Source organism: Bdellovibrio sp. HM001 (assembly GCF_055397275.1).
The window spans coordinates 982,489-1,007,148 of the sequence record NZ_AP029174.1; the positions used below are offsets into that span (position 1 = coordinate 982,489).

Annotated in this window: 18 protein-coding genes; 17 read left to right on the forward strand and 1 reads right to left on the reverse strand. The window is 49.1% G+C overall.

The genetic code is table 11. From position 1 onward, the window contains the following. The first annotated feature begins 132 nt into the window (after positions 1-132). From ppdK to ACZ5ZZ_RS04870, 11 genes are all read left to right on the forward strand, one after another. Complete coding sequence (gene ppdK / locus ACZ5ZZ_RS04820) at positions 133-2,844, forward strand: pyruvate, phosphate dikinase (protein ID WP_464133872.1); 2,712 nt, start codon at positions 133-135, stop codon at positions 2,842-2,844. 427 nt (positions 2,845-3,271) lie between these two features. After that, on the forward strand, positions 3,272-4,759 hold the full coding sequence (locus tag ACZ5ZZ_RS04825; RefSeq protein ID WP_464133874.1) for a catalase: 1,488 nt from the start codon (positions 3,272-3,274) through the stop codon (positions 4,757-4,759). 15 nt (positions 4,760-4,774) lie between these two features. Next, complete coding sequence (locus ACZ5ZZ_RS04830) at positions 4,775-5,257, forward strand: ankyrin repeat domain-containing protein (protein ID WP_464133877.1); 483 nt, start codon at positions 4,775-4,777, stop codon at positions 5,255-5,257. 311 nt (positions 5,258-5,568) lie between these two features. Further along, positions 5,569-6,090 carry a hypothetical protein gene (locus tag ACZ5ZZ_RS04835; protein ID WP_464117849.1) on the forward strand — a complete coding sequence of 174 codons (522 nt, stop codon included), beginning with the start codon at positions 5,569-5,571 and terminating at the stop codon, positions 6,088-6,090. Positions 6,091-6,488: 398 nt separating this feature from the next. Beyond that, positions 6,489-10,076, forward strand: a complete 3,588-nt coding sequence (gene smc, locus ACZ5ZZ_RS04840) for a chromosome segregation protein SMC (RefSeq protein ID WP_464133879.1) — start codon at positions 6,489-6,491, stop codon at positions 10,074-10,076. 141 nt (positions 10,077-10,217) lie between these two features. After that, entirely contained in the window at positions 10,218-11,729 is a 1,512-nt protein-coding gene (locus ACZ5ZZ_RS04845) for an AarF/UbiB family protein (RefSeq protein ID WP_464141511.1), read from the forward strand. A 173-nt stretch (positions 11,730-11,902) separates the two neighbouring features. Continuing rightward, on the forward strand, positions 11,903-12,175 hold the full coding sequence (locus tag ACZ5ZZ_RS04850) for a hypothetical protein (RefSeq protein WP_464117843.1): 273 nt from the start codon (positions 11,903-11,905) through the stop codon (positions 12,173-12,175). A 78-nt stretch (positions 12,176-12,253) separates the two neighbouring features. Then, positions 12,254-13,438, forward strand: coding sequence for a hypothetical protein (locus ACZ5ZZ_RS04855; RefSeq protein WP_464141512.1), 1,185 nt, complete (start codon positions 12,254-12,256; stop codon positions 13,436-13,438). A gap of 288 nt (positions 13,439-13,726) precedes the next feature. Then, on the forward strand, positions 13,727-15,208 hold the full coding sequence (locus tag ACZ5ZZ_RS04860; RefSeq protein ID WP_464141514.1) for a hypothetical protein: 1,482 nt from the start codon (positions 13,727-13,729) through the stop codon (positions 15,206-15,208). Positions 15,209-15,220: 12 nt separating this feature from the next. Then, the gene (locus tag ACZ5ZZ_RS04865; protein ID WP_464133891.1) at positions 15,221-16,903 is read left to right on the forward strand and encodes a twin-arginine translocation signal domain-containing protein; all 1,683 of its coding nucleotides are present in this window, start codon (positions 15,221-15,223) and stop codon (positions 16,901-16,903) included. Next, entirely contained in the window at positions 16,900-17,616 is a 717-nt protein-coding gene (locus ACZ5ZZ_RS04870) for a hypothetical protein (RefSeq protein WP_464141515.1), read from the forward strand. Before ACZ5ZZ_RS04865 ends, ACZ5ZZ_RS04870 begins: the two co-directional genes overlap by 4 nt. 143 nt (positions 17,617-17,759) lie before the next feature. Here ACZ5ZZ_RS04870 and ACZ5ZZ_RS04875 read toward each other — a convergent pair whose 3' ends face one another. Then, the gene (locus ACZ5ZZ_RS04875; protein WP_464133895.1) at positions 17,760-18,401 is read right to left on the reverse strand and encodes an NAD(P)H-dependent oxidoreductase; all 642 of its coding nucleotides are present in this window, start codon (positions 18,399-18,401) and stop codon (positions 17,760-17,762) included. Between the two features lie 147 nt (positions 18,402-18,548). Between ACZ5ZZ_RS04875 and ACZ5ZZ_RS04880 the strand changes: the two genes are divergently transcribed. From ACZ5ZZ_RS04880 to ACZ5ZZ_RS04905, 6 genes are all read left to right on the forward strand, one after another. Further along, entirely contained in the window at positions 18,549-18,962 is a 414-nt protein-coding gene (locus tag ACZ5ZZ_RS04880; RefSeq protein WP_464133896.1) for an RrF2 family transcriptional regulator, read from the forward strand. After that, positions 18,959-19,513, forward strand: coding sequence for a GNAT family N-acetyltransferase (locus tag ACZ5ZZ_RS04885; protein WP_464133899.1), 555 nt, complete (start codon positions 18,959-18,961; stop codon positions 19,511-19,513). Before ACZ5ZZ_RS04880 ends, ACZ5ZZ_RS04885 begins: the two co-directional genes overlap by 4 nt. Continuing rightward, complete coding sequence (locus tag ACZ5ZZ_RS04890) at positions 19,503-19,712, forward strand: DUF5522 domain-containing protein (RefSeq protein WP_464133901.1); 210 nt, start codon at positions 19,503-19,505, stop codon at positions 19,710-19,712. Before ACZ5ZZ_RS04885 ends, ACZ5ZZ_RS04890 begins: the two co-directional genes overlap by 11 nt. Positions 19,713-19,832: 120 nt before the next feature. Then, complete coding sequence (locus ACZ5ZZ_RS04895; protein WP_464133904.1) at positions 19,833-21,389, forward strand: OmpA family protein; 1,557 nt, start codon at positions 19,833-19,835, stop codon at positions 21,387-21,389. 12 nt (positions 21,390-21,401) lie between these two features. Then, the gene (locus ACZ5ZZ_RS04900) at positions 21,402-22,307 is read left to right on the forward strand and encodes a hypothetical protein (RefSeq protein ID WP_464117829.1); all 906 of its coding nucleotides are present in this window, start codon (positions 21,402-21,404) and stop codon (positions 22,305-22,307) included. Then, positions 22,308-24,653 carry an FHA domain-containing protein gene (locus ACZ5ZZ_RS04905; protein WP_464141517.1) on the forward strand — a complete coding sequence of 782 codons (2,346 nt, stop codon included), beginning with the start codon at positions 22,308-22,310 and terminating at the stop codon, positions 24,651-24,653. The last annotated feature ends 7 nt before the right edge of the window (positions 24,654-24,660 follow it).

Consider the following 24,660-nt stretch of genomic DNA (forward strand, 5'->3'; position numbering starts at 1 on the left):
CCCCGGAGGGTGGAATCTTAGCTCTATTAAACAGAGCCTCGGTGCGCCAATAAATTTCATTGATATTAAGGGTTTAGCGATGTTTTATTACATCGTATAGACGATAAATTTACTTTTCGGTGGGGGAGACTAATGCACCAGAATGTAAACTCTGAAAATAAAACGACCAAAACCACCATTCCTCAGAAGTTTGTGTACTTCTTTGCCGCCGGGGACTCCGAAGGCAATGCGGGAATGAAAAACATCCTTGGGGGCAAAGGCGCCAATCTGGCGGAAATGACCTCTTTGGGTATTCCGGTGCCTCCGGGTTTCACAATCTCTACAGAGATCTGTGCTCACTTCTATGAAGCCGGTGGAAAACTGCCAGAGTGGGTTCGTCCCTCTGTTCTGGAGGCCATGAAGAAAGTGGAAGCCAAAATCGGCAAAAAGTTCGGCGACGTGGCCAACCCGTTGTTGGTCTCCGTTCGTTCCGGAGCTCGTGCTTCCATGCCGGGTATGATGGACACCATCCTGAATCTGGGTCTGAATGATCAGACTGTTGAAGGTTTGGCGAAGTCCTCAAATAATCCTCGCTTTGCTTGGGACTCTTACCGTCGTTTCATCCAAATGTACTCTGACGTTGTGATGGGCATGAATTCTTCCCTTCTGGAGGTGACTCTGGAGGATATGAAGGAAGAAAAGCACTACAAGCTAGACACTGAAATGACTGTTGAGGATCTGAAGCTTCTGGTGAAGAAGTTCAAAGACCTGGTTCATCAGATGACGGGTCAGTCCTTCCCGGCGGATCCTTGGGATCAGTTGTGGGGCGCGATCTCTGCGGTCTTCCATTCATGGAACACTCCGCGTGCGATCACTTATCGTGAACTTCACTCGATCCCTGCGGCTTGGGGTACGGCCGTAAACGTTCAGTCCATGGTCTTCGGAAACATGGGTGATGACTCTGCAACGGGTGTGGCATTTACACGCAACCCGTCCACGGGGGAAAAAGCTTTCTACGGTGAATTCCTGATCAACGCCCAGGGTGAAGACGTGGTGGCGGGGATCCGCACTCCGCAGCCGATCACAAAAGTCGCAGCGGCAGAAGCGGGTGTGATGTCTTTGGAGGAAGCTCTTCCGCAGGCCTACAGTCAGTTGGTCGATATTTATAAAAAACTAGAAGCCCACTATCGCGATATGCAGGACATCGAGTTCACGATTGAACGTGGTGTTCTGTGGATGCTGCAAACCCGTAACGGGAAAAGAACGGCGGCAGCAGCACTGAAAATTGCCTGCGATATGATCGATGAAAAATTGATCACGCAGGATGAGGCGATCCTGCGTCTGGATCCATCTGCTTTGGATCAGTTGCTTCACCCGACATTGGACCCTAAGGCGGCGAAAACCACTTTGGCCAAAGGTTTGCCAGCGTCTCCGGGTGGTGTGAACGGTCAAATCGTCTTCACATCCGAAGAAGCGGTTGAGTGGAGAGAGCAAGGCAAGAAAGTCATTCTTGTGCGTATTGAGACATCTCCGGAAGACATCGCCGGCATGGTGGCAGCTCAAGGTATCCTGACGACTCGCGGGGGGATGACTTCTCACGCAGCGGTTGTGGCGCGTGGTATGGGTAAATGCTGCGTGGCGGGTTGTGGTGACATTGAAGTGGATTATCGCAACGAGACCATGAAAGTGAAAGGGTACGTTCTTAAAAAGGGCGACGTGATCACTTTGGATGGTTCCACCGGGGAAGTCTTCCTGGGTGAAGTTAAAACGATTGAGCCGAAGCTTGATGGCAACTTCGAACGTATTATGAAGATTGCCGATGGCATCCGTAAGTTGAAGGTTCGCACAAATGCTGACACCCCGAAAGACGCACAAACTGCGCGTAACTTTGGGGCTGAAGGTATCGGTCTTTGCCGTACCGAGCACATGTTCTTCGGCGCGGACCGCATTGATGCCGTTCGTGAAATGATCATTGCTGACAACAAAGCGGACCGTGAAAAAGCATTGGCAAAGCTATTGCCAATGCAGCGTGAAGACTTCTATGGCTTGTTCAAGATCATGGATGGTTTGCCAGTGACGATCCGTTTGCTGGATCCGCCATTGCACGAGTTCGTTCCTCACACGGATGAAGAAACAAAGGAACTGGCAAAACGTTTGAACACAGACTACGAACGTCTGCGCGCGAAAGTAAAATCTTTGCATGAGTTCAATCCGATGCTGGGTCATCGTGGTTGCCGCTTGGCAATCACTTATCCAGAAATTTACACCATGCAGGTGCGCGCGATTGCGGAAGCTGCGGCCCAGTTGATCTCTGAAGGCAAAACATTGGCTCCGGAAATCATGATCCCGCTCGTGGCGACCGACAAAGAGCTCGATACCCTGCGTGGCCAGGCGATCAGTGAAGTGAAGAAGGTTCAAACTGAAAAGAACGTGAAGTTCGAATACACAGTTGGAACCATGATTGAGCTTCCTCGTGCCTGCCTGACTGCGGATGCGATTGCAGAGCATGCAGACTTCTTCAGCTTCGGTACGAACGATTTGACTCAGACGACGTTGGGATTGTCTCGTGATGACTCCGGTCGCTTCCTGGGTTCATACGTTTCTCAAGGCATCCTGCCAAAAGATCCGTTCATGTCCATCGATCAGGTGGGTGTGGGCTCTTTGGTGAAGATGGGTGTGGAATTGGGTCGTCGCGCGAAGCCGGATTTGAAAGTCGGTGTGTGCGGTGAACATGGTGGTGATCCGGATTCAATTGAATTCTTCCACCGTGTGGGTCTGGACTATGTGTCCTGCTCTCCGTTCCGCGTTCCTATTGCCAGACTGGCGGCAGCACGAGCTGCGTTGGTTGGCAAAAAGTTACACTAAATCTGAATATGTAAAAAAGCCCTCTTAACGAGGGCTTTTTTGTAAGACTATTTTGTAAAGTATGTGACAAGAATTCCGAAGACCAATGTTGTTATCAGAACAGTGAATGCGATTTCCGCATTAGTCTTTTTGGGTCTGTATTCGGGCTCTGCTTTTTTGTACTGCATGGGGCCTCCTTCCTGTGTCGGATATTATCGCCAAGTGAATTAAGACCGAGTAAAAAGCACGTCGCCAGCATAAAATCTTTGTTAAATTGCGTTAAATTACCAAGTTCTATGACCGCAGAGGAGAGCTCCCGTTCTTGTATTTTTGCAAAGATCCGATCTTCGTTGCCGCCAGGTAACAACATTAACGAAACCTCATTCAAAGTTGAAGCTGTTGCTACTTATTCTGTCTGGGTCGTTTAAAAACTCACGAAAGGAAGTATATGGCACGCACGAAAAATGGTCTGACAACGACGGCAGGGGCCCCCGTGGCGGACAATCAAAACTCGATGACTGTAGGGGCTCGCGGTCCGTTGGTTTTGCAGGATGTGGCCCTGATTGAAAAGCTGGCCCATCAGAATCGAGAGCGTGTCCCCGAGCGAACTGTTCATGCCAAAGGCTCGGGAGCTTTTGGTGTTTTGACTGTCACACATGATATCAGTAAATACACACGGGCTAAATTTCTAAAAAAAGGTACAAAGACAGATATGCTGATTCGCTTTTCCACGGTGGCTGGAGAGCGGGGGGCTGCCGATGCCGAGCGTGATGTGCGTGGCTTTGCCATGAAGTTCTATACTGAAGAAGGAAACTTTGATCTGGTGGGAAATAACACTCCCATTTTCTTTGTGCGCGATCCCTACAAGTTCCCGGATTTCATTCACACTCAGAAGCGGGACCCGCGCAGCAACTTACGTAGCCCCACGGCGATGTGGGATTTCTGGTCACTCAGTCCGGAAAGTTGTCATCAGGTGACGATTTTGTTTTCGGATCGAGGTTTGCCTGCGACTTATAGACACATGCACGGCTTTGGTTCGCACACGTATTCATTTATTAATGAAAAAGGCGAGCGCCATTGGGTGAAGTTTCATTTTAAAACTCAGCAGGGTATTCGTAATTTGCGCAATCATGAAGCGGCGGAGCTGGTTGGGCGCACGCGGGAAAGTCACCAGGAAGATCTGTATAACGCCATCGAGGCCAAGGATTTCCCTCGTTGGAAGTTCTATGTACAGATTATGACGGAAGAGCAGGCCAAACATACTCCTTATAATCCATTTGATTTGACCAAGGTGTGGCCACACGGGGATTTCCCGATGATTGAGGTTGGGCACTTTGAGCTGAATCGCAACCCTGTGAACTATTTTGCGCAGATCGAACAGGCGGCCTTTAATCCGAACAACATGGTCCCGGGAATTTCGTGGTCGCCGGACAAGATGCTGCAATCGCGTACCTTTGCTTATGCCGATGCTCATCGCTATCGCATCGGGACCCATTATGAAATGCTTCCGGTGAACAGACCCAAGGTGGAGGTTCATCACTATCATCTGGACGGAGCCATGCGCTTTGATACCCCGGAATATCATCACGCCTTTTATGAGCCGAATTCTTACGGAGGCCCGGTTCAGCAGGAACAGTATCGCGAGCCACCTTTAAGATTAGATGACGCCACTATGGATCGTTTCAACCATCGCGAGGGCAATGATGATTATTCCCAGTGCCGGGCGCTGTTTAACTTGATGACTCCGGATCAGAAGGATCAGTTGCTGAATAATATCGCTGAACACATGAAGAGCGGGCAGGTGCCGGAAGAAATCGTGCGCCGCCAGATCGATGTCTTTATGCGTGTTCATCAGGATTATGGACTGGGGCTTGCAAAGTTGATGGGGATTCGTGTGTACACGGATGCAGAGCACCGGGCGCCGTCTCATCATTAGTTAAAGGAGTTTTTTATGCCTACTTGGGAAGAATTTAAAAGAACAATGGTGATGGAGCCTGAAATCTTCGAAGAGGCCCGCACGGGGAACTGTGAGGCCCTTCGACAATATCTGGCATTCGGAGGTGATATTGAGATCCGCAACCACAAAGGTCACACTTTATTGATGTTGGCGGCTTATCATGACCAGGAAGAGGCTTCGGAGCTTTTAATTGAGCATGGAGCCGATGTGAATTCCCTGGATGATATGGGGAACTCCATTCTGATGGGGGCCTGCTTTAAAGGGCATGTGCGTGTTGTTGAGTTGTTGCTGGCTCAGGGGGCTATGACAGATCTTAAAAATCCCCATGGAATGACTGCCTTGGATTTGGCCCGGGTTTTCGGGCGAAAAGAAGTTGTGTCGCTGCTTAGCGATCGGCCGGCCGCGTGGAGTGATCCAATGGAAGTGGCCTGTCGCCTGATTGCGCGCAAGCTGTCGCGCCCGACACCAGAGGCATAGAGCCAGGGATAAAAGTGTGAAATGGGCCCTCGTCAATTTCGAGTCAGGAAGTGGACGAGGGGCTGCCTATAAAGTGTTTAAAATTCCTGCACAGTCCTAAGTTGTTTGTTTCATTGTGGAACAACCATGAAGTGATTAATGCCTTTTCAAAACGACAATTGTCGTCACTGTCAAAGTGGCAGACGATTTAAATTTGCTCCATCTTTCTTACACGGTCTTATAACTCCTTGAAATCTTAATTGGATTTGTCCTTGGTGCCGCTGTGGCCGTGGATTTGCTTTAGGGATAGGCATAGAGAAGGAACAAATTTTATGAAAATCAAAAACTATATTCTGACGATGATGAAAGCCTTGGCGCTGACTGCAATGACAGTTGGCTTGGCAAACTGTAGCAAGGATAAAGGGAATTCGACGACCACCACGACGACAGCCTATCGCTGCTTCCAGGTGAACTCCTATAATGGAACAAGCACTCAGGTGGACAATTCATACTGCTACAACAATAGTTATCAGAATGGTTATTCCACCTATCAATGTCGCGATGTGAACAATGCCGTTGTGACAAACACTCTTTGCGCAAACACGGGCGTGGGGAATGGCTACTCTTACAATGCTTACGGTCAGTGTGTTCAGACTTCCACGGGCCAACAAGTTCCGCAGAACTATTGCACAACGACGTCAGGTAATGGTTCGGCGATTAACTGTAACGGCCAAACAGTTCGCTGGCAGAACCAGTATGGAATGATTGAACAAGGGACATGTGGCGTAACTCATACTTGCCACCCTGGATCTGTGGTTCAGACGACTTCTGGTCAAATTGTTACCTGTATGTAGTCTGAATATTCCTTCTCTAAAATCAGAATATTCAACGGCGCACCGACCCCCTCGGCGCGCCGTTTTTCATTCCCCGAAAAGGTGCCTGGTTGTTTTTTCTGGCTACAACGCATCAGGTGAGATCTGTTGTTTTCTTAAAAGTCCGTGGGCTCAGTCGATGTGGGACTTGTAAGAAGCTCCGATTTCTGCTGCGCCGTAGCCAGAAAAAACAACCAGGCACCTTTTCTTAATGCGACATGTAAATCGGTTGTAAGTCTGCTTAAGTTTTCAGCGTTAGGGGCTCTTTTGAGAGGCTCTGGTTGACATGCTTCCCAACACTCGCGAAATTCTAATGGTCTTTGGTCTAGCTAGACCTTGGGCTTGTATTTGAGGGGAAGTACTCAAGAGGGGATTGTACCTTGAGAATTAAAAAGATTGAACTGATTGGTTTTAAGTCATTCAAAGACCGCACAGTGATCCACTTCGATGCTGGTATCACGGGGATCGTCGGACCTAATGGTTGCGGTAAATCCAACATCGTTGACGCGCTTATGTGGGTCATGGGTGAGATGTCTGCCAAGGACCTGCGTGGTTCCCAGATGACGGACGTTATCTTCGGTGGTGCGGAGGGGTATGCGCCATTGGGGATGTGCGAAGTTTCTCTGACTTTGGAAAATGACGGGGGCGCGTTCCCTGCCAAATACATCAAACATTCCGAGATCATGGTCACTCGTCGCCTGTACAGAAGCGGTGAGGGTGAGTACTTCGTGAACAAAGAGCCTGCACGTTTGAAAGACGTTCAGGAGATCTTCATGGACACCGGTGCCGGTGCCAAAGGTTTCTCCATTATCGCTCAGGGTATGATCGGTAAGATCATCACTGCGAAACCGGAAGATCGTCGTATGCTTATCGAGGAAGCTGCGGGTATCACGAAGTTCAAAGCTCGTAAAAAAGAATCCCAGCGTAAATTGATTTCCACCGACCAGAACTTGGTACGTTTGCAGGACATCATCGGCGAGTTGAAACGCCAGATTGATTCTTTGCAAAGACAAGCTCAGCGTGCGGAACGCTATCGCAATATCAAAAATCAAATTGAAGACCTGGATCTGTGGTTGTCTTCAGCTCAGTACATTGAGTTGAAGCGCGCTGCCGATGAAGCCCAGGCGATCTTCAATGAAGCACAAAGCATGGAAGTGGAAGGCGAAACCAACCTTTCCACTTTGCAGGGCCAACTGGAAGTTCTGAAACTGCAAATTCTTGAAAAAGAAAAGATGGTGGAAGAACAGCAGACCCAGTACCACGAAAAACAATCCACGGTTCAAAAGAAAGAACTGGAAATCCAGGAACTTCGTTTTGAAATCGAACAGGCCCGTCGTAACGAACAAATGACCGGCACGATCCTGCAAGAGCAGGAAGCCCGTAAAGAGCTTCTGACTCGTGATAAAGCGGCTTTGGATGAACAGGTTGCTGAACTGAAAGAGGAAGCCGAAACACTGGCGGCCACTTTCGCTCAGAAAAACGAGATCTTCCAAAACTCCAATTCTCGTATCTCTGTTGTGGATGAAGAACTGACGACCAAACGTCGTGAGTTGTTCGCCGTGGGTCAGTCTGAGTCTTCTTTGGATGCCCGTGTGAACTCTTTGACAGCACAAATCGCTGACATCACCGAGCGCCAGGACAACGAACAACTGGTTCTGAACGAACTTCGTGAAAAACAAGTTGAGTTTGAAGCCCGTCGCAAGAAGGTCTTCAACGAACTTGAAAAAGAACGTCAGATGCAACTGGATCTGGCGAACGACGTTGATTCCTTCGAAGCTAACAAAAAGATCCTTATGGATTCCGCGGCAGTTAAAAAAGCTGAAGTGGAACAGTTTAAAGACAGCTTGAACGAAGTGGCGTCCCGCTTGTACGGCTTGGAAAACCTGCAAAACAACTTTGAAGGTTTCCAAGAGGGTGTGAAGCAGGTCATGTTGTGGCAGAAAACCCGCACTCAGGAAATGATGGCGGACGGTTCTGTTGTGACTCACTTCCAACCGGTTTCTGAGGTTGTTGAAGTTCCGGCTGAATATGAAGTGGCTATGGAAGCGGCATTGGGCTCTCGCCTGCAAATGCTTCTTTCTTCCGATGCAGATATCGCCTTGGATGCTGTCACTCACTTGAAAGAAAATAAATCCGGTCGCTCCAGCTTCTTGTCTGCAAATGACAATGGCAAAGGTCTGAACCGCGCGGCGGCTCCTTCCTCTGAAGCGGGCGTTCAAGCGATCTTGAAAGACGTTGTTAAGTCGGCTGACAAGTTCCAGAACACAGTGGCTTACCTGCTTGATGGTGTTGCGATTGTGGATTCCATCCGCACGGCTTTGGCTTTGCGTCCTCGTTACGAGGGTTGGACTTTCGTGACTGTTGACGGGGACACCCTGACAGCTGACGGAGTTTTGACAGGTGGTTCTTCTGAATCTGCAGACTCTGGCGTTTTGAAACGTCGTCGTGAAATCAAAGAATTGTCCGAGAAAAAAGACGAATTCGCAGGCAAGCTGGCGTTGGCTCAAGCGGCTCTAAAGAAAACAGAAGAGCAACTGGCAAACGTTTTGAATGACTTCGAAGGTGCGCAAAAACGCAAAATTGAACAAGAAATCAAAGTCACTGAGCTTCGTAAGGACCTTGAGCGCGCTGAAAACGAATTGGCGAATGCTCAAACTGCTGTTGAAAGACAGGAGCGTGAGCTGAAGAAGATCACGGAACAGGTTGAAGTTCAGGAAGCCAAACTGGAAGAACTGAATTCGGCGTTGCTGGAAGCTCGCGAGAAGAAAGTTCTTCTGGAGATGGAAGTTGAAACTCTGAACACAGAGTTGAACAGCACCCGTCAGGGCTTTGACGGTTTGCAGGCTGAAGTGACCGAACTTCAGGTGAAATCCGCTTCCAAAACTCAGGAATACCAAGGTGTCCTGAGGCAGCTTGAGATGGTGACCAAGTCTTTGAACGATTTGGACAGCCAGTTGACCCGCATGAGCGAAGAGGCTCAAGGGTACAACTCTCAAATGACTGAAAGCCAGATGGCTTTGGAAGAAAAGAAAATCGAATTTGAACGTCTGTTGGATGAAGTTGAGCAGCTAAAACTGCAAGTCGGCCGCACCAAAGACGAATACGAAGTGATGTCTGAATCTGCCCGTGCCATCGAAGAAGAAGCCATGTCTTCTCAGCGTGCACGCAACGAAAGACAGCACAAAATGAATGACTCCCAGTTGAAGCTGGAACAAGCCAAGATGAAAGAGCAGTACCTCATCGATCAGATCCGTGAGCGTTACATGCTGAATCTTCCGGACGTAGTTGAAAAATACGCGGGCCGTGAAGGGGACTTCCTTGAGGCGGACGCGCAGTTGAAAGACCTGCGTGAAAAACTGGCTAAAATCGGTGAAGTCAATCTGTCTGCGATCGAAGAGTACGAAGAAACAGCTCAACGTTATGAGTTCCTGACAAAACAGCACGCTGATTTGACAGAAGCCAAAGAGCAGCTTCGTAAAGTGATCGATCGTATTAACAGAATCTGTTCCAAGCGCTTTAAAGAGACCTTCGATTTGGTTAACGATCGTTTCACTCGCGTATTCCCGGTTCTGTTCGGTGGCGGTGAGGCGAATCTGACCTTGATCGAAAACGAGGAAAAAGGCGAAGCGGGTATCGAGATCATGGCGCGTCCTCCGGGCAAGAAGACACAAAACGTGTCTTTGATGTCGGGTGGTGAAAAAGCCCTGACTGCGGTGGCTCTGGTGTTCTCGATCTTCCTGGTTAAACCTTCTCCATACTGTTTGCTGGATGAGGTTGACGCTCCACTTGATGACGCCAACGTTTTCCGTTTCAACGACCTGGTTCGTGAGATGGCCAAACGTTCTCAGATCATCGTTGTCACCCACAACAAACACACCATGGAAGTGGCGGGTAAGTTGTACGGCGTGACGATGCAAGAGCGTGGGGTTTCCACGATGGTTTCTGTGTCCTTGCAGGACATCAAGTAAGTCAAAATTTATTGAAGCTGAATCCGAAAACCCCGTTGAATTTATCAACGGGGTTTTTCTTTTGCGGACGGGAGAGGGTTTTATTTGCCCGTACTTCGCGTCGCTTGCGAAGTTCTAAACTCTGACTATAATCGTGAAGCTATGGACATAATGAAGAGCTTGCACCCTGCAGAGCGCCTTGTGCGTCTTCGAGAACAACTGGGACTTTCACAAAGAGAGCTGGCGAAAGAGTTTCAGGTTTCCAGTGGGGCTATTGCGTGCTGGGAGACTGGGGCGCGTGCGATACCGGGGCCCATCTTAAAGCTTATGGAGCTCTACGAGGACTCGTTGCCGTCAATGGGAAAACAGCGGACCTCCTCCGAAACTCAAAAACTGTTGGAGCGTATTCGTGACTCTTTGAGTTCCGCCACGCAAGACCGGGACAGTCAGACCGTGCGCTCTTTGTCCGAGGGCATGGAAGAGTATCTAGAAGATGCCATATCCATGAACAGTCTTAGCGGTAAGATTAAGCATTTGTTTATTCAGCGTCTGGTAAATTCTTTGCACAGTCGAAAGGGTGTATCAGTCAAAGTGGCTCAGTTGGCCAGTTTTCTGGAAATGGGTTTACCCATGGAGATTCGTCAGGCACTGGGTACTTTGCAGTCCCGTGCAATTCCCGAAAAACCCAAAGTGATCCAAAAGATTCTTGAGGAAGAGTACGGTAAGCCCATGAAAGAAGTCTTTTCTTACTGGCGGGAAGAACCATTGGCCGTCACCAGTCTAGGCCAGGTCCACTATGCCCGGTTGCTTGATGGCGATGAGGTGGCTGTGAAGGTCCAGCATCCCAACATCCGTGGAACCTTAAATAAGCAGATTCAAAAACTCGAGTTGGTGCAGTCCTTGGTGGCATTTTTGGGTAAGGATGCGGCAAATATCACACCCGAGATCAGCCGGTCGCTGCTGCAAGAATGCGATTATCAGCAAGAGGCTTTGAATCAGGAAAAGTTTCGGAATCTTCTGTCAGATTTTCCGGGGGTCATTGTTCCGCGTGTGCATCGCGATCTGATTCGCGAAAGAGTTTTGGTAAGTCAGTTCATCAAGGCTGAAAGTTTTCAGAGTTTTGTAACCCGAGCCACTCAGGAACAGAGGAATGTCGCTGCCGAAAGTCTTCTGGGAGCACTTTCGACGGCGGCCTTTGGCTATTGTTTAACCTATAGTGATTTGCATCCGGGAAATTTTCTTTTCACCGACGGCAAAGTGGTTTTATTGGATTTTGGTCGAGTCATCGATTATCCCCGGGAACGCATGAAGGTTGAAAGTCGCTTCTATCAGCATTTCTTAGAGCGAGACTACGAAAGATGCAGTCAAATGGCTCCGGCCCTTTTCGCCAAAGAGGGTGCAGAGTTTGACTTTGATGCTTTCTGGAACTTTTTGATGAAGGCCAACGTCCATCTTTTGACGGAAGGGAAGTTCCGATTTACACGGGACTACGCCAAAGCCATTTCCCGTGAGGGACGTGTTTTCAATAAAAAATATCAGCTTCAAATGAACAAGGACGTCTTTTGGGCTTTTGTGTACTCAGCCAGCACATGGGCGATACTTGCTGATCTGGATGCAGAGGTTCCGATGCGTCGAATTGCACAAAAAACAATACGTCTTGGTTTGGATCTGTAGCGCTTGCATTGTAAGCGCTTTTTGCGGCACTCAGCATTGTCCACAGAATTTTAGAGCTAAAATGGTCTGGTTTTCAGGCCTTTTTCTTTTTTTTCGAAGTCGGTATCCCGACGTCAAATAGCATAAACGAGGATTTTCGGCGCAGTTGAAAAACTGCTGTTGGGGGGAGCTTCGTGACAAGCAATTCAATTTTTTCTGCAAAAAAAGTGGTTCTGCTTTTCTTGGGACTAATCGTTTCCAGCAGTGGTCTTGCTGGCGAGGAACAAAGGGTCCAGGCCTTGTTGTTGAAAAAACAAGAGGAAATCCACGCCATCGAGGCAGAGCTGTCCAATAACTCGGAGTCTGTGCATCGTGAACAACGCTTACAGGCGAAGTTGCGACGACTTCAAGGTGAACTGAAAAACCTACAAAAGCGTCAGAGCAGTTTCCTGGAAACTAAAGAGTAGAAAACAGTCCAGACCTTCGCTTTTACACCGTTGGATTTTACAAAGTTACCTTTTTTAACCAAACCAAAAGGAGAAAACATGAAAGTTATGGTTAAGTCTTTATTGGCAGTCACTGCCATTTATCTAAGCGCTTGCAGCTCGTCATCTGACAGTGAAGCGCCACCAAGTACCACTGTGAACGAAGTCAGTGCCTTGATGACCTCGATTAACAAAACACTGGATACAGCCACGGCGAGCAGTAACATTGTTCCGGGTTTTGTGCCGTTAGCAAAGACGACTCAAGCCCCGTTTTATCTTGCAGCGGCGATCACATGTTCTGATGGCGGCTTCTTTGAGGATCATAATGATCCGGACTGGGCATCCAAACAGCTTTATTGTCTGACAAGAACTCAAGGGACCGGGCCAGACACTCTTCTTGGTGCTTTTGCACAAGCCACGGGCTTTGTATGCTCTGTTGGAAGTCTGACCTTTGATGGTGTCGAGCGTGCAGCGACTATGAAGATTTCCACCGCATGCTTTCCGCAGAATTTCGTCGATGTGGTTCAAACGCAGTTTGGTAAGACGTCGTTCAATGTCGATGTCACGGCCTTGGACATTTCGGCCACTCATAAACTGGGTGAAGGCACTGTGAACAGTGCTTGGACCAAAGCTTTACAAATCAAATTTGGAACCGATCTCAGCGCGCAGGTCGGTTCAGGTTACACGATTATGGTCAAAGATGATGCTGGTGCGAAAGCGGTTGCTGTCCATGATGGATTGGTTCTGGCCGGTGGAACGACTTCCAAAGAAGTATTTGCAGTGTATGTAAATCCCGGAGCCTCAGGCAGTCTGGCTTATGAAGGCCGATTTGCAACACCAGATGCAAGTTTTAGCCGCCACTTGCGCCTGTATTTGGGGGGCAACATCAATGCGACTACTTTGGTCGCTTCGGATGTCAATGACATGGCCTTTGTTTGGGGCGATGGCGCCAATAGCGACAATTCTACTTATGCATCCTTTGCGTCTATTAAAGGAACACCAGCAGCGGGTCGAAAGGTTCTAAGCCAATGGTGGAACGGCAGTGAATGGCAAAATGCCAATGGACATGATGAATGTTATGGCGAAGGCACACCACTCTGTACAGGTAACACTGGTATTGATCTTGCTGCCGACAAGAAATTTTTCTTCCAAGGCGGATACACAACTTCTTACGACTGGTTTATTAATAATTCTTATCTAAGTCACTTTGATATGGATGTGACTATTGAAGATATTCAGCAATAGAAATGGGAGAAAGACAATCCCCAGAAGCCAAGGCCCGGAGCTATCCGGGCCTTCGCCGTTTGTAAATCGTCTTGGTTTGAATCGTTGACTGCGTTTGCCTGTTCCCCCGGAACAACTTAATGAAAATTTGACCAATGAAGCTGTTTCATTTTGAGAACGGTGGTCGCGCTATCGAGGAATTCTCCGATAAGATAGAAGTGTCGCGGAAACTTCTATGGGGGAATGACCGTGTTAAAATATCTATCAATAGGCTTGCTGTTTCTGGCAGGGCCCGCTTATTCGCAAAAAATGAGCGAGGTTGGCTTATACAATCGATGTTATTCCCATCTGACCGGAAAACCGGTTCCGTTGGGACATTCCACAATGGCGCAGATCCGAGCAGGGAAGATGAATGCGTTGGATGCGTGCAATGCTTTGCTGGACAAAGCTGAGCTCGATGCCAGCGGTCCTTTAATCAATCGTAATGACAACGAAGCGCGTTCTGTCCTGAACACCTTCTATAATTTTCATCGTACCTGGTTTACTTCCAATACCATGGAACAGATTCAGGAATACAGCGAGGAGATGTCCCGAGGGACGGTGGATATCTATGATTCCACGGAGCCCAGTCTGGCTTTGACCCGTGCGATGTTTGCGCGTGGTTCCCGGTATGCTGATGTGATCACTGCCAATCAAGGAGTTCGTGCGCAGAGGGAAGATGACCCCCGTGTTCGTTCATCCATCGGCTGGACGGTGAATTTTCCGGGTCGTCGCCTTTATGGCAACAATGGCGGCTTGAATGAAAATCTTTTCCATTTCCGGGCCTTGAGTGGTGGCTTTAATGGGAACTCTGACACGACCAATTCGATTTTCATGAATCTGCCTAAGATTGAAACCGGAGAACTGGTGGGAATTCGTACCACCACAGAGACCGCAGTCATCCCGAATATGTCTTTGCAGCCCTTGGGTGCTGACAAGCGGGCGAGTGACCAGCCAGGTTTGGATTTCAGCTTTGATATCCTGAAGAATCTTGGTGGCGGTGTTCTGGGATCTCCGATCTATTTGATGTTGAATTATGGTCATGGTCGAGGGCTTGAAGCCAACGGAACGACAAAGGTTCCGCGTCGGTGGTCCCAGGCCAATATGGAATCCTTCCTGTGTGCACAGCTTCCGGCTTTGCGTGAATCAGATATCACTCAGTATGTTGTGGGGAATTCCTCGGCCCCTTTCCGCAATTCCGCCAGCTGTGTGATGTGCCATGCTACTCTGGACCCTATGGCCTACACGGCTCGTAATGTGGTTGTAGGGAATTCAGACTATGCCGAGTTCAGTGCTGGAAGTCGCACGCATGCCAAATCGGCTTTGCATCTGGCAAGCTACCGTCCTGAGTTTGCTTCAGTCAGTGGATGGCCTTCGGAGCCGGTGGCAAACTTCCACCGTCAAACTCCGAACGGTCGTCTGTTTTTCCGTTCCATGACCGGTCAACTTATTGACAAGTCTGTCAATGGAATCGGTGGTTTGGGCCTGGCGATGAGTGAAACCAAGGACTATTACTATTGTGCTGCTAAAAGATATTTCCAGTACTTCACCGGGATCACGGTGGCTCTCTATGACCGCTCGAATCCCGCGAATGAAGTTTTGAACATGCAACTTTCCAAAGAAGCCATCGAAGATCGCAAGTTTGTGGAGTCTCTGGGGGATGAGCTTCAGCAAACTCAATCCGTGCGTCAGTTGGTGAAACGGATTATGGCTTCTAAATACTACGGCGACGTGAACTATCGCGAAAAATAATCCGGGGGGATTATGGGGGACAAAAAAAATCTGACACGAAGAGGCTTCATTGCCGGTGGCGCTGTCGTCGGGGCTTCAACTGCTTTGGCGCTGACACCTTTTGAGCGTCTGATGAATGTCCTGAGCACCGGGTTTATTCACAAAGCGCAAGCCGAAGCCAACGGCACGGAAGGCTCTCGGAATTATATTAACATTCTGATGGCCGGTGGGCCGATGCGCTATACGTTTGATGCGTGGATGCGCACGAATCCTTCCGACCCACAGCTGGACTATAACCCCATGGTGGCCACGAAGTTTGTTTCTTCCGGGGGCCGTGTTGTGGGGACTGAGTATGCCACATTCAACTATAATGGTGTGCTGGTGCCGCATATGTTTTCCCACTCGGTAACGACGTCTGCAGGAAACCGCGCTTTGACGGAGCTTCTGAATCACATGCTGGTGGTTCGTGGATTTGGCACCGGGTTTGATGGACATTTATTCAATGCCACCATTCAACAGGCCCCAGTCGGTGGCGTGGCTTCTTTGATGGGCTTGGCGGCTGACTATTCCAAGAAAACTTTTGAAGCGATTGAATGGCCGGATCGGGGCGGTTATGGCAACTATGCCTCGATGAACGGTAAGGCGTTGAACAAACTCACTGGCAATCCTCTGAATTCGCTTCTGGAAGGATTTGGTGGACCTCAAGGGGGGCGGGTTAAAGGCCGCACTTTGAAAGAGCGCAATCAGGAAGCTTTTGATCTGGCCCAGGCACGGCTGCGTGCCTATGCACAGTCTGATTTTGCCGGCTCTACAGTTTTGGCAAAGAACTTGTCTAACGCCTCGGCATTGATGAAAAGAGGCATCGGAGATATCGGTGCCTACTGGGACGCGGCCGTGGCGCGCTATCGCGGTTTGATGGAAGCTAGTTTGCGCCAGCAGGGGTTGGTCGGGATTAATGACGTACCGATGATTTCTGCTCAGAATGAACATTGGCGCGTGCACGTGGCTGACGGGAATCGTGGTATGACCATCAGTGCGAACTCGGACCTTCGTGATTCCATCAAGACCATGACCTGTCCGGGTGCTTTGGCTGAAGGCTTTGCTTTGGCAGAATATGTTTTAAAAGAAGGCCTGGTCAGCACGATGAATCTGCAAATGGGTGATCCCACCGGTTTGACCATGATGGATGCTGCGAACGGTGTGACGGCAAGTCACACGGCCATTAAGGACATGCATGAAACGGGCTCCATCCCAGGGGTCTTGATCACTACGGCTTATTACCGTGCCCTGTGTGCAGGTATGTTGGAGTTGATTGACCAACTCAAAGCCAGCAAGGTCAACGGAGTGGACCTGTGGTCCGAAACGGTGATTCAGGTGATATCTGAATTCAACCGCTCGGCGCGGGCGAATGGTTCTGGCAGTGACCACGGCTTTGATCAGCTGGTCACCAGCGCCTTTTCCGGCGCAATTCAAAAAGGTCCGTTCGTTGTGGGTAATATCTATAAATCCGGCCATGGCGGAGGCTATACCGGCACCCAAGGTCGTGCCGCACCAATTGAAGGTTACAATCAAAAAGGGATGCCGTCGCCAACCATGGCGGCGTCCACTGTGGCGGCTTTGCTGCGCACGAAGAACCCTTATGAGAATCTGGCGGAACCATTGATTCGTTTGAACGGCAATGATGTTCAGGTTCTGAAAGCGGCGAAAATCGTATGAGGTGGTTGATGTTTACCAGCAACAAATACAAGATCTTCGGTTTGCTTTTGCTTGGGACCGTGATGACCCAGTTCTATCAAAACTGTGGCGAGATGGGCGGCTTTGCCGTTTTGGATCAATCGTCATTGAACTTGGATATGGGCTCCACCGGAGACACGGATCAGAATCATCCTCCACAAAAAGACGTGGTTCTGCCGACGCAAAAAGTTCAGGTGGTCAATCGAGAGTATGTGGCAGCATTGATGCGCGAGATCTTTACAACTTCCAACGGGCCGGTTCCGAATCTGGAGGGCCTGTTGAATCAATGGGTTGTCAATCGTGGCGCCCAGTACGGACTGGGATGCAACCCTTACAACAGTTATTCCGGGCGGGACTGTGGTGGGGATGTCTCTAACGCCAATTTGCCGATCAAAGTGGATGGTAATACCGTGCGCGAATCCTTCCGGGTGCAGCTCTGCGAAAATATTCTGGGGATGGACGAGGGCGTGAATGCGATTCTGGAAAAGATTCCGAACCGTCCGGCGGCTCCGACGGCCGAAGCAGTCCGTCAGGTCTATGGTTTGTTCTATCGTGGTGACGGGGCTTCCGATATCACCGTCAGTTCGTTGCTGGAATTGGATAAGGTTCTGGCGCAAAAAGGAGAGCCCGTCATTGAAAGATGGCGAGCTCTGTCGCTGCAGGTGTGTGAATCGCCAGGCTGGCAACTGCAGTAAACTCAATTCAACCCCACCACTGTTTGGTTGCTGCGTCGGCGGCGTTGACTTGAGTTTATAACGGAGGTCCGCTGCCGAAATGAAATGGCAAAGCGTCTTTTGGGGGACCTTGCCAGTTCAAGTCAGCAGCGGAAGTTGGAACATTATTTAATGTAGTGAATAAGGTCTGCTTCAGCGAAGCGGACCTTTTTTTGATGCTGCAAAGGATCTTCGCTGTGGCGATAGCCCAGAGCTACGGTGGCGACGGTTTTCCAGCCGGAACCTTCGGTGCCCAGGATCTTGTCGTACGCTACAGGATCGAAGCCCTCCATCGGGGTTGCATCAATTTTTAAAAGCGCCGCTGTTTGCAACAGGAAGCCCATCGCAATATAGGCCTGACGCTGGGACCATACACGGATCTTTTCTTCGGGGGCTTTCACCAGGTTTTCAATCAGCAGATTTTTGTATCCATCCAAAGACTCTAAAGAAGTCTGGCGAACGTCGGCCACGCGTTGAATGTATTTTTGAATAAAATCCGGGTCCATTTTTTCTTTGTACTGGAAGACCACATAGTGGCTGGCATCCGTGACTTGGGTTTGATTCCAGGACACGGGCTTCAACTGGCTGCGAATCTCGGGATTTTCCACGACCAGGAATCTCCATGGCTGAACGCCATAAGAAGAGGGAGCCAAGGTCAAAGAGTTTCTCAGTTGGATCCAGTCCGCGTCTGAGATCTTCTTGGTGGGATCGAACTTTTTCGTGGCATAGCGCCATTCCAGCGCATCTTGAAGGGTCTTATGTGTCATCGGGAGGGTCTCCTATTTAATGTAACCAATATGAGCACATTATGTCTGGGGTTGATCCTAAATGCAACTATAAAAAGCACATTTAAAGGAAGCTTCATATAATTCGACCCGGTTGTTTATTTTTGAGGCTTGGGGTACAGTCTATCTATGGTTGACCAAAGATTTTCTGTCTCAGTCCATATTATGACCGCCCTGGCTTATCACAAGGGTGAGCTCATGACCTCCGAGGAGCTGGCCGCGGGCATCCGCACCAATCCCACGGTGATCCGCCGTTTGATTTCCAGACTGGTGGAGGCTGGCCTGTTGACATCCTTCAAAGGAAAATCCGGCGGTGTGAAGCTGGCCAAGGCACCTAAAGAGATTTCGCTAAAAGATGTCTACGTTGCCATTTCTGAAAAACGTTTGATCGCCACACCTGATAAAGATCCTAATAAAAACTGTGTTGTCAGTTGCTCCATGAAAAAGTTGATGTGCGAGGTGGTCGATGGAATGGAAACAAATTCCATGCAATATCTGCAAGGAATCCGTCTTTCTGACCTGACCTCCAGGATTTCCAAGTGACGCCCGTTTCGTTGCCAGAGGAAATCCAAGGTCCGCGCATCACTCTTCGTAAGCATGCTCTATCTCAAGCGGCCGCCATGTTTCAGTATGTGGATCAGGACCGGGAACGTTTGGGGCAGTTCCTGCCATGGGTGAAGTTCACCAAAGGCATCGATGATGAACGTGATTATATTGAAATGACCCACAATCAGTGGGATGAACGCCGCATGTTCGACTATGGCATCTTTCGCAATGAGGGCGATCTGTACATGGGGAATATCGGGGTGCACACCATCAGCTGGGAAAACCTGCGCTGCGAGCTGGGATACTGGATTTTGGGTGGGTTTGAAGGCCAGGGCTATGTCAGCGAAGCGGTTCAGACTCTGGAAAATGTTTTGTTCAAAACAGGTTTTTATCGAATTGAGATTCATTGTTCGGGTCTTAACAGGAAGTCCAGTGCCGTGGCAGAACGCTGTTGTTACAAGTTTGAAGCCCGTCTGCGCGAGCACGCGGTGGAGAACGGCTTAAGACGAGACACGCTGATTTACGCGAAACTATTACATGAGCGATAAGAAAATATCACAGAAAGCTTTGCAAGAGCTGCATCAGCAGGCCAGCGAGGCGAATCAAGATTTCTACATCGACCCCGAAACAGGTTATACAGTTTTCACCGCTTTTTATCATTTGAAGCGTGGGCACTGTTGTGGTTCAGGTTGTCGTCATTGTCCTTGGAAAAAGAATAGCCAGAAAGATTCAAAAAACATCGACTAGCCCTCTGTAGTGTCGGAAACTTCGCCACTTTACCAAAAAGAAAAACACTCAATTCTGTTTTTGATCCACCGAAAAGAAGATCGACGCTGTTATTCTTAAATGCAGGTGGGGTGCGTAGGTATGTCGTTTAATTACCAAAAAAACAAAGAACATTCGAGCGACAGTTTTTGGACGTCGTACTCGGATCTCTTCTTGGGTTTAAGTACGATCTTCCTTCTATTGTACGTGACATCCAGTCTGCGTACGGGGACTGATGCCTTGCGCGGGCAGGTTGAAAATCAAAAGCTTTCCATGAAGGTCGAAGAACTGCAGAGTCAGTTGAAGATGTATGAATCCGTCAAAAATGAGTACCTAGCCAATCAGGCCCCCAAGGATGAGCTGCAAGAGTACCAGGAACTGATGGACAAGCTGACACTTTTGCAAGAGGACGCAAAAAACGAAAAAGAGCGTCTGATCCAGGAAGCTCGTGAAAATGGCGAGAAGGTCAAAGCCCTGAACAAATACCAGCAGATGGTGCGCAACGTCCTTAATGCGAACAAGATGGCGAAAGCCAAAATTATCAACCGTGATGATCTAATCAAAGAACAAGACGTTGAAATCGAGGCTCAGGAAGGTCAGATCGCCGAGTTGAACAAAGATATTCAGCAGAAGAAACAGTTGATCGCTCAAGGTGAACAGAAAATCGAACAGACACAAGCTCAGTTGCAAAAGCGTCTGGCAGAACTGCGCGGAGCCTACAAAGCCAACAAACTTTCCAAGAAACTGTTTGAACAGAAGATGGCCCAGGCCCGTGCTGAAGGAAACCAAAAGGTGGCGCAGTTAAGCCAGGTCAATGCCCAGTATCAGGCTCAGTTGAATCAAGCCAATGCTCAGTTGGGTCAGGTTCAGGGAGAACTATCCAAAACTCAGGGGTTGCTGTCACAGAAAGAGGAAGAGGCCACTCATCTGGCCGGGGCTCTTTCCAGGACCAAGGCTGAATCTGCGGCGAAGATTGCCGGTTTAGAATCCGGCTTGGCTGACGAACGGGCGCGAGGGGCACAAAAAGTGGCGGCTTTGCAGGGGGCCTTGAGTGACACCCAAGGTCAGCTGGCCAAGGCTCGAGCTGAAATCGAAGCGAGAAAATCTGTTGCGGGCGAGATTCAGAAGGGTTTTGCCAAAGCGGGGATCAAAGCAGACATCGACATGCAAACCGGTGATGTGGTTTTGGATTTCGGTCAGGCTTACTTTGACAGTGACTCGGACCGTTTGAAACACGAAATGAAAGGTGTACTGGAAAAAGCCATGCCGATCTATTCGCGGTCACTGTTTGGCAATCCTAAAATCTCGGACAAAATTTCTGCGGTGGAAATCATTGGATTTGCTTCACCGACTTATCAAGGCCGCTACGTCGATCCTCAAAGTGCCAAACCCGAAGATAAAGCTGCTTTGAAGTACAATATGGATTTAAGTTATCGTCGTGCGAACTCCATCTTTAGCTACATGCTGGATGAAGGAAACATGAAGTTTGAACATCAGCGCGAGCTTTTGTCTTTGATGAAGGTTTCAGGACGCAGTTTCCTGGAAGTCATGAAGGTGCAAAACCGCAACGTCGCCTCTGCCGCAGAATTCTGCCGTCAGAACGACTGTAAAAAAGCGCAGCGGGTGATCATCCGCTTTAACATGGATCAAAAGAAATAAAAGGGGTGGGTTGTGACAACGAAGGCACTAGCTGAATATTTTATTATAGGTCTGCCGTATGCGATGGCCGCTGTTTTTCTGGTCGGTCTGTTCTTCCGTTCTGTGATCTATTACACAGTTCGCCGCCACGAATGGTTTGCCAAAGAATTTGAAAAACGCGTGAACCGCTTTATCGAGGCCGAAGTTCCCGGCAAAGTCGAAAACGTGTCTTTCTATGTGCTAACCAAGAAAACCCTGGAAAGAACTTATTACGAGGTTTTTGAAATTCGTGATCGTATGAAACGTCGCAAGCCGGATTCTGTGATGGCTACCAGTGACCGTATCTTTTTAGTGCGTCAGGGCTGCGCCTGGCTGGTAAAAGACATCTTAAAGCAGGTGAAGTTCCTGCGTTGGACACATGACAATCCAAAGCTGTTGAATATCACCAAGGCGACTTTGCAACATAATCCTTGTTTCAATCGCGTGTTTGGCATTTTCCCGATGGTGGGGATGAATGATTTGATTTCAATTTTGCCAGGATTGTTCGTTGTTGCGGGTATCTTGGGAACGTTCATCGGTATCGCCGGGGGACTTCAAGAGCTGGGCACGATGAATCTGCAGGACCTTGAAAATACCAAAAACATCATGGACCGCTTCCTGCACGAGATTTCATTTGCGATGAAAACATCCATCGCGGGAATCATCTTCTCGTTGATGGCTCACGTGGCGAACGTGATTTTGTCACCGGAAAGAGCCTACGTGTCCATGATTGACCGCTTTGAAAGTGCTTTGGACCTGCTATGGTACCGCAGCGACAACAATGAATACCCAGCCCATGAACGTCCTTTTGATGAGCACCGTGACGCCGTAGAAGCTTTGGCCGAAGATGCACTCAACAAGGAGATTGGAAAGACGACCGTAGTCTCCCGAGGAGCTTAATTGAATAAGTTCATTGTCACAATCCACAGGAAGGATCAGGTATTAAGCCGCGAGGTGAATAAAGATTCATTCACCATGGGCCGCTCTTTGGATTGTGACTTGTCCTTGAATGACACAAACATCAGTCGGGTGCATCTGGTGGTCAGCCGCCGTTGGAACCAGATCTGGATCGAGGACAAAAACTCTTCCAATGGCACCTATATCAATGGCACTCGCATTGTGCAGGGGACCCCGGTCAATGTGGTGCCTTCAGACCGAATTCAATTGGGCCGTTCTGAATATATTCTGAATGTGGATCTGGAGCTGGACGAACCTGCTCCCGAACCGGATCCAGAGCCCTCTTACCAGCCGGCCCCGCCAGTTGAAGAGGAGGAAGCACCTTTGGAAGCCACGGTGGCCATGCCCGCTCCGAATATGGCTCCTTTCCAGGCGGAAAAAATACTTCACGAAGCCAAACGCAAAGCCGCCCAGATCATTCTGGAAGGGGAGACCCAGGCAGAAAAGCGCGTGCAGGTGATTTACCAGAAGGCCCGGGAGGCGCAGGCTCAGGCTGAGATCTTCTATCAGGCGCGCATGGCTGAGGCTCACAAGGAAGCCGATGCAATTCTTATGGACTTCCAGAAGCAAGGACAAAGTCTGTTGCACGATGCGCGCAAAATGGCGCAAGAACTGCGCGAGGAAGTGGATTCCTATGTGCAAGGTCTGCGGCAGAAAGCCAAGAAAGATGCCGAGGAAATTGTTTCTGAAGGGACCTTGGCCGCTGAAAAAATGAAAGATGAAGCACTGGCCAGCGGGCGTGAACTGGCGCGCCAGGAAAGTCAGGAATTGCTGAAAACCGCGCGCGAGGAAGCTGATCGGATTCTGGATTTTTCCAAATTACAGATCGAGGAAACTCAAGCCCGGATCCGCAGTGATCTGGAAAAATCCCAGCAGGAAATTCAACTGACATTGCAAAATGCCAAAGAGGATGCCGCGCGCATACTGGCCGAATCCGAGGAGCTGTTGGCAAAGAACAACCAACGTATCAGTGATGATTCTGCTCGGGCCAAATCAGAAAATGAGTCCTTGATTGCTGCCGCGAGGTCTGAGGCCGAGCAAATGATCCAAACGGCTGAACAAAAAGTGGCCGAGATCAAGTCTGTCAGTGATGAAAAGCAGGCGATTCTGAATGAGCTTCTTGAAAATGTGGCGGCACGAACGGCAGAGCTGCAAAAAGCTACTGAAGACTTGAACAAAACCCGCACCGATAATGCAGACTTGTTAAGTCAGGTCGGCAATGCGCAGGCTTTGTTGAAGGATCTTCAGGTCTCCCATGAGGAACTTGAAAAGCAAAAGACTTCTTTGGAAACCTCTTTGAAGTCTTTGCAGGAAAAACAGGCTCACCTGACCATGGATGTGCATGACATCGAAAGTAAGAAGACACATCTTTTCAAAGAATACGAAGCACAGAAGATCTTCTTGAATGAAAAGCTGGAAAAAGAAAAAAGTCAGATGGCCCGTTCGGAAGAAGAGCGTCTGGAAGAGCTGCGTCTGGAAATGGCCAAGAAGATGCAGAAGATGGAGCGCGACCTTCTGGACGACGTGATTCGCAAGAAATCCTCGCTGGTCAAAGAAATCCATGCGGCCATTGAAAAAGAAGTCGTGATGCTGATGGAGCCGGAAAAATGGCGAAATATTTCGCAATCCGTGGAAAATCACATCACAGAAGCCATCGAAGGCAAGGTGGCTACCCTGTCCCAATCCTCGATGGCTGAAAAACCTGTGGACCTGATGAAAAAGCGCAAAAGCGAAAAAATGCGTTGGGTGACTCTGGGACTGGCTATGGGGGCTATTGGCTATTTCGTCAGCCAGATTGTTGTCAATAAAGTCATTCGCGATCAGACGCCGATGCAAACCATGGTCAGTCTGGAGGCGAAGAAACGCCAGGATGAACTGGAAAAACGCCGCTTCAATCCTGCTCAGGCCGAAGAGATCAAAGACACCTATACGGATGCGGTTATCTACACCCGGAACTATCTGGACATCTACACGGATGCCCAGTTCCAGCAAAAGCTTTACAAAGCTGCCTCTGCCTATTTGTTGAAGACCTGGCGTGTGGACGAGGATAAGTCCATTCAGGTGATTTCGGCCTCTAACGCGTTGGTGAAAGAGCTTGCGGAAAAGCGTGCAAAGATCCATCCGGACTTTATCAAGGAAGGCATCGAAAAAATGCGTGAGCTGGAGAATCAGACCCTGGTCCGCATGAAAACAACGCTGGGATCAGAGGTCCGCCTTGAATCCTATCGCCGCTTTGAAAAAAACTTCTATATGGAAGAAGTCAAACGCCGTCGGATGGCGAACTATTGATATTCAG

Coding starts and splice junctions, on each gene's coding strand:
- ppdK (WP_464133872.1), top strand. CDS start 133: ATGCACCAGAATGTAAACTCTGAAAATAAAACGACCAAAACCACCATT.
- ACZ5ZZ_RS04825 (WP_464133874.1), top strand. CDS start 3,272: ATGGCACGCACGAAAAATGGTCTGACAACGACGGCAGGGGCCCCCGTG.
- ACZ5ZZ_RS04830 (WP_464133877.1), top strand. CDS start 4,775: ATGCCTACTTGGGAAGAATTTAAAAGAACAATGGTGATGGAGCCTGAA.
- ACZ5ZZ_RS04835 (WP_464117849.1), top strand. CDS start 5,569: ATGAAAATCAAAAACTATATTCTGACGATGATGAAAGCCTTGGCGCTG.
- ACZ5ZZ_RS04845 (WP_464141511.1), top strand. CDS start 10,218: ATGGACATAATGAAGAGCTTGCACCCTGCAGAGCGCCTTGTGCGTCTT.
- ACZ5ZZ_RS04855 (WP_464141512.1), top strand. CDS start 12,254: ATGAAAGTTATGGTTAAGTCTTTATTGGCAGTCACTGCCATTTATCTA.
- ACZ5ZZ_RS04860 (WP_464141514.1), top strand. CDS start 13,727: ATGAGCGAGGTTGGCTTATACAATCGATGTTATTCCCATCTGACCGGA.
- ACZ5ZZ_RS04865 (WP_464133891.1), top strand. CDS start 15,221: ATGGGGGACAAAAAAAATCTGACACGAAGAGGCTTCATTGCCGGTGGC.
- ACZ5ZZ_RS04870 (WP_464141515.1), top strand. CDS start 16,900: ATGAGGTGGTTGATGTTTACCAGCAACAAATACAAGATCTTCGGTTTG.
- ACZ5ZZ_RS04875 (WP_464133895.1), bottom strand. CDS start 18,401: ATGACACATAAGACCCTTCAAGATGCGCTGGAATGGCGCTATGCCACG.
- ACZ5ZZ_RS04880 (WP_464133896.1), top strand. CDS start 18,549: ATGGTTGACCAAAGATTTTCTGTCTCAGTCCATATTATGACCGCCCTG.
- ACZ5ZZ_RS04890 (WP_464133901.1), top strand. CDS start 19,503: ATGAGCGATAAGAAAATATCACAGAAAGCTTTGCAAGAGCTGCATCAG.
- ACZ5ZZ_RS04895 (WP_464133904.1), top strand. CDS start 19,833: ATGTCGTTTAATTACCAAAAAAACAAAGAACATTCGAGCGACAGTTTT.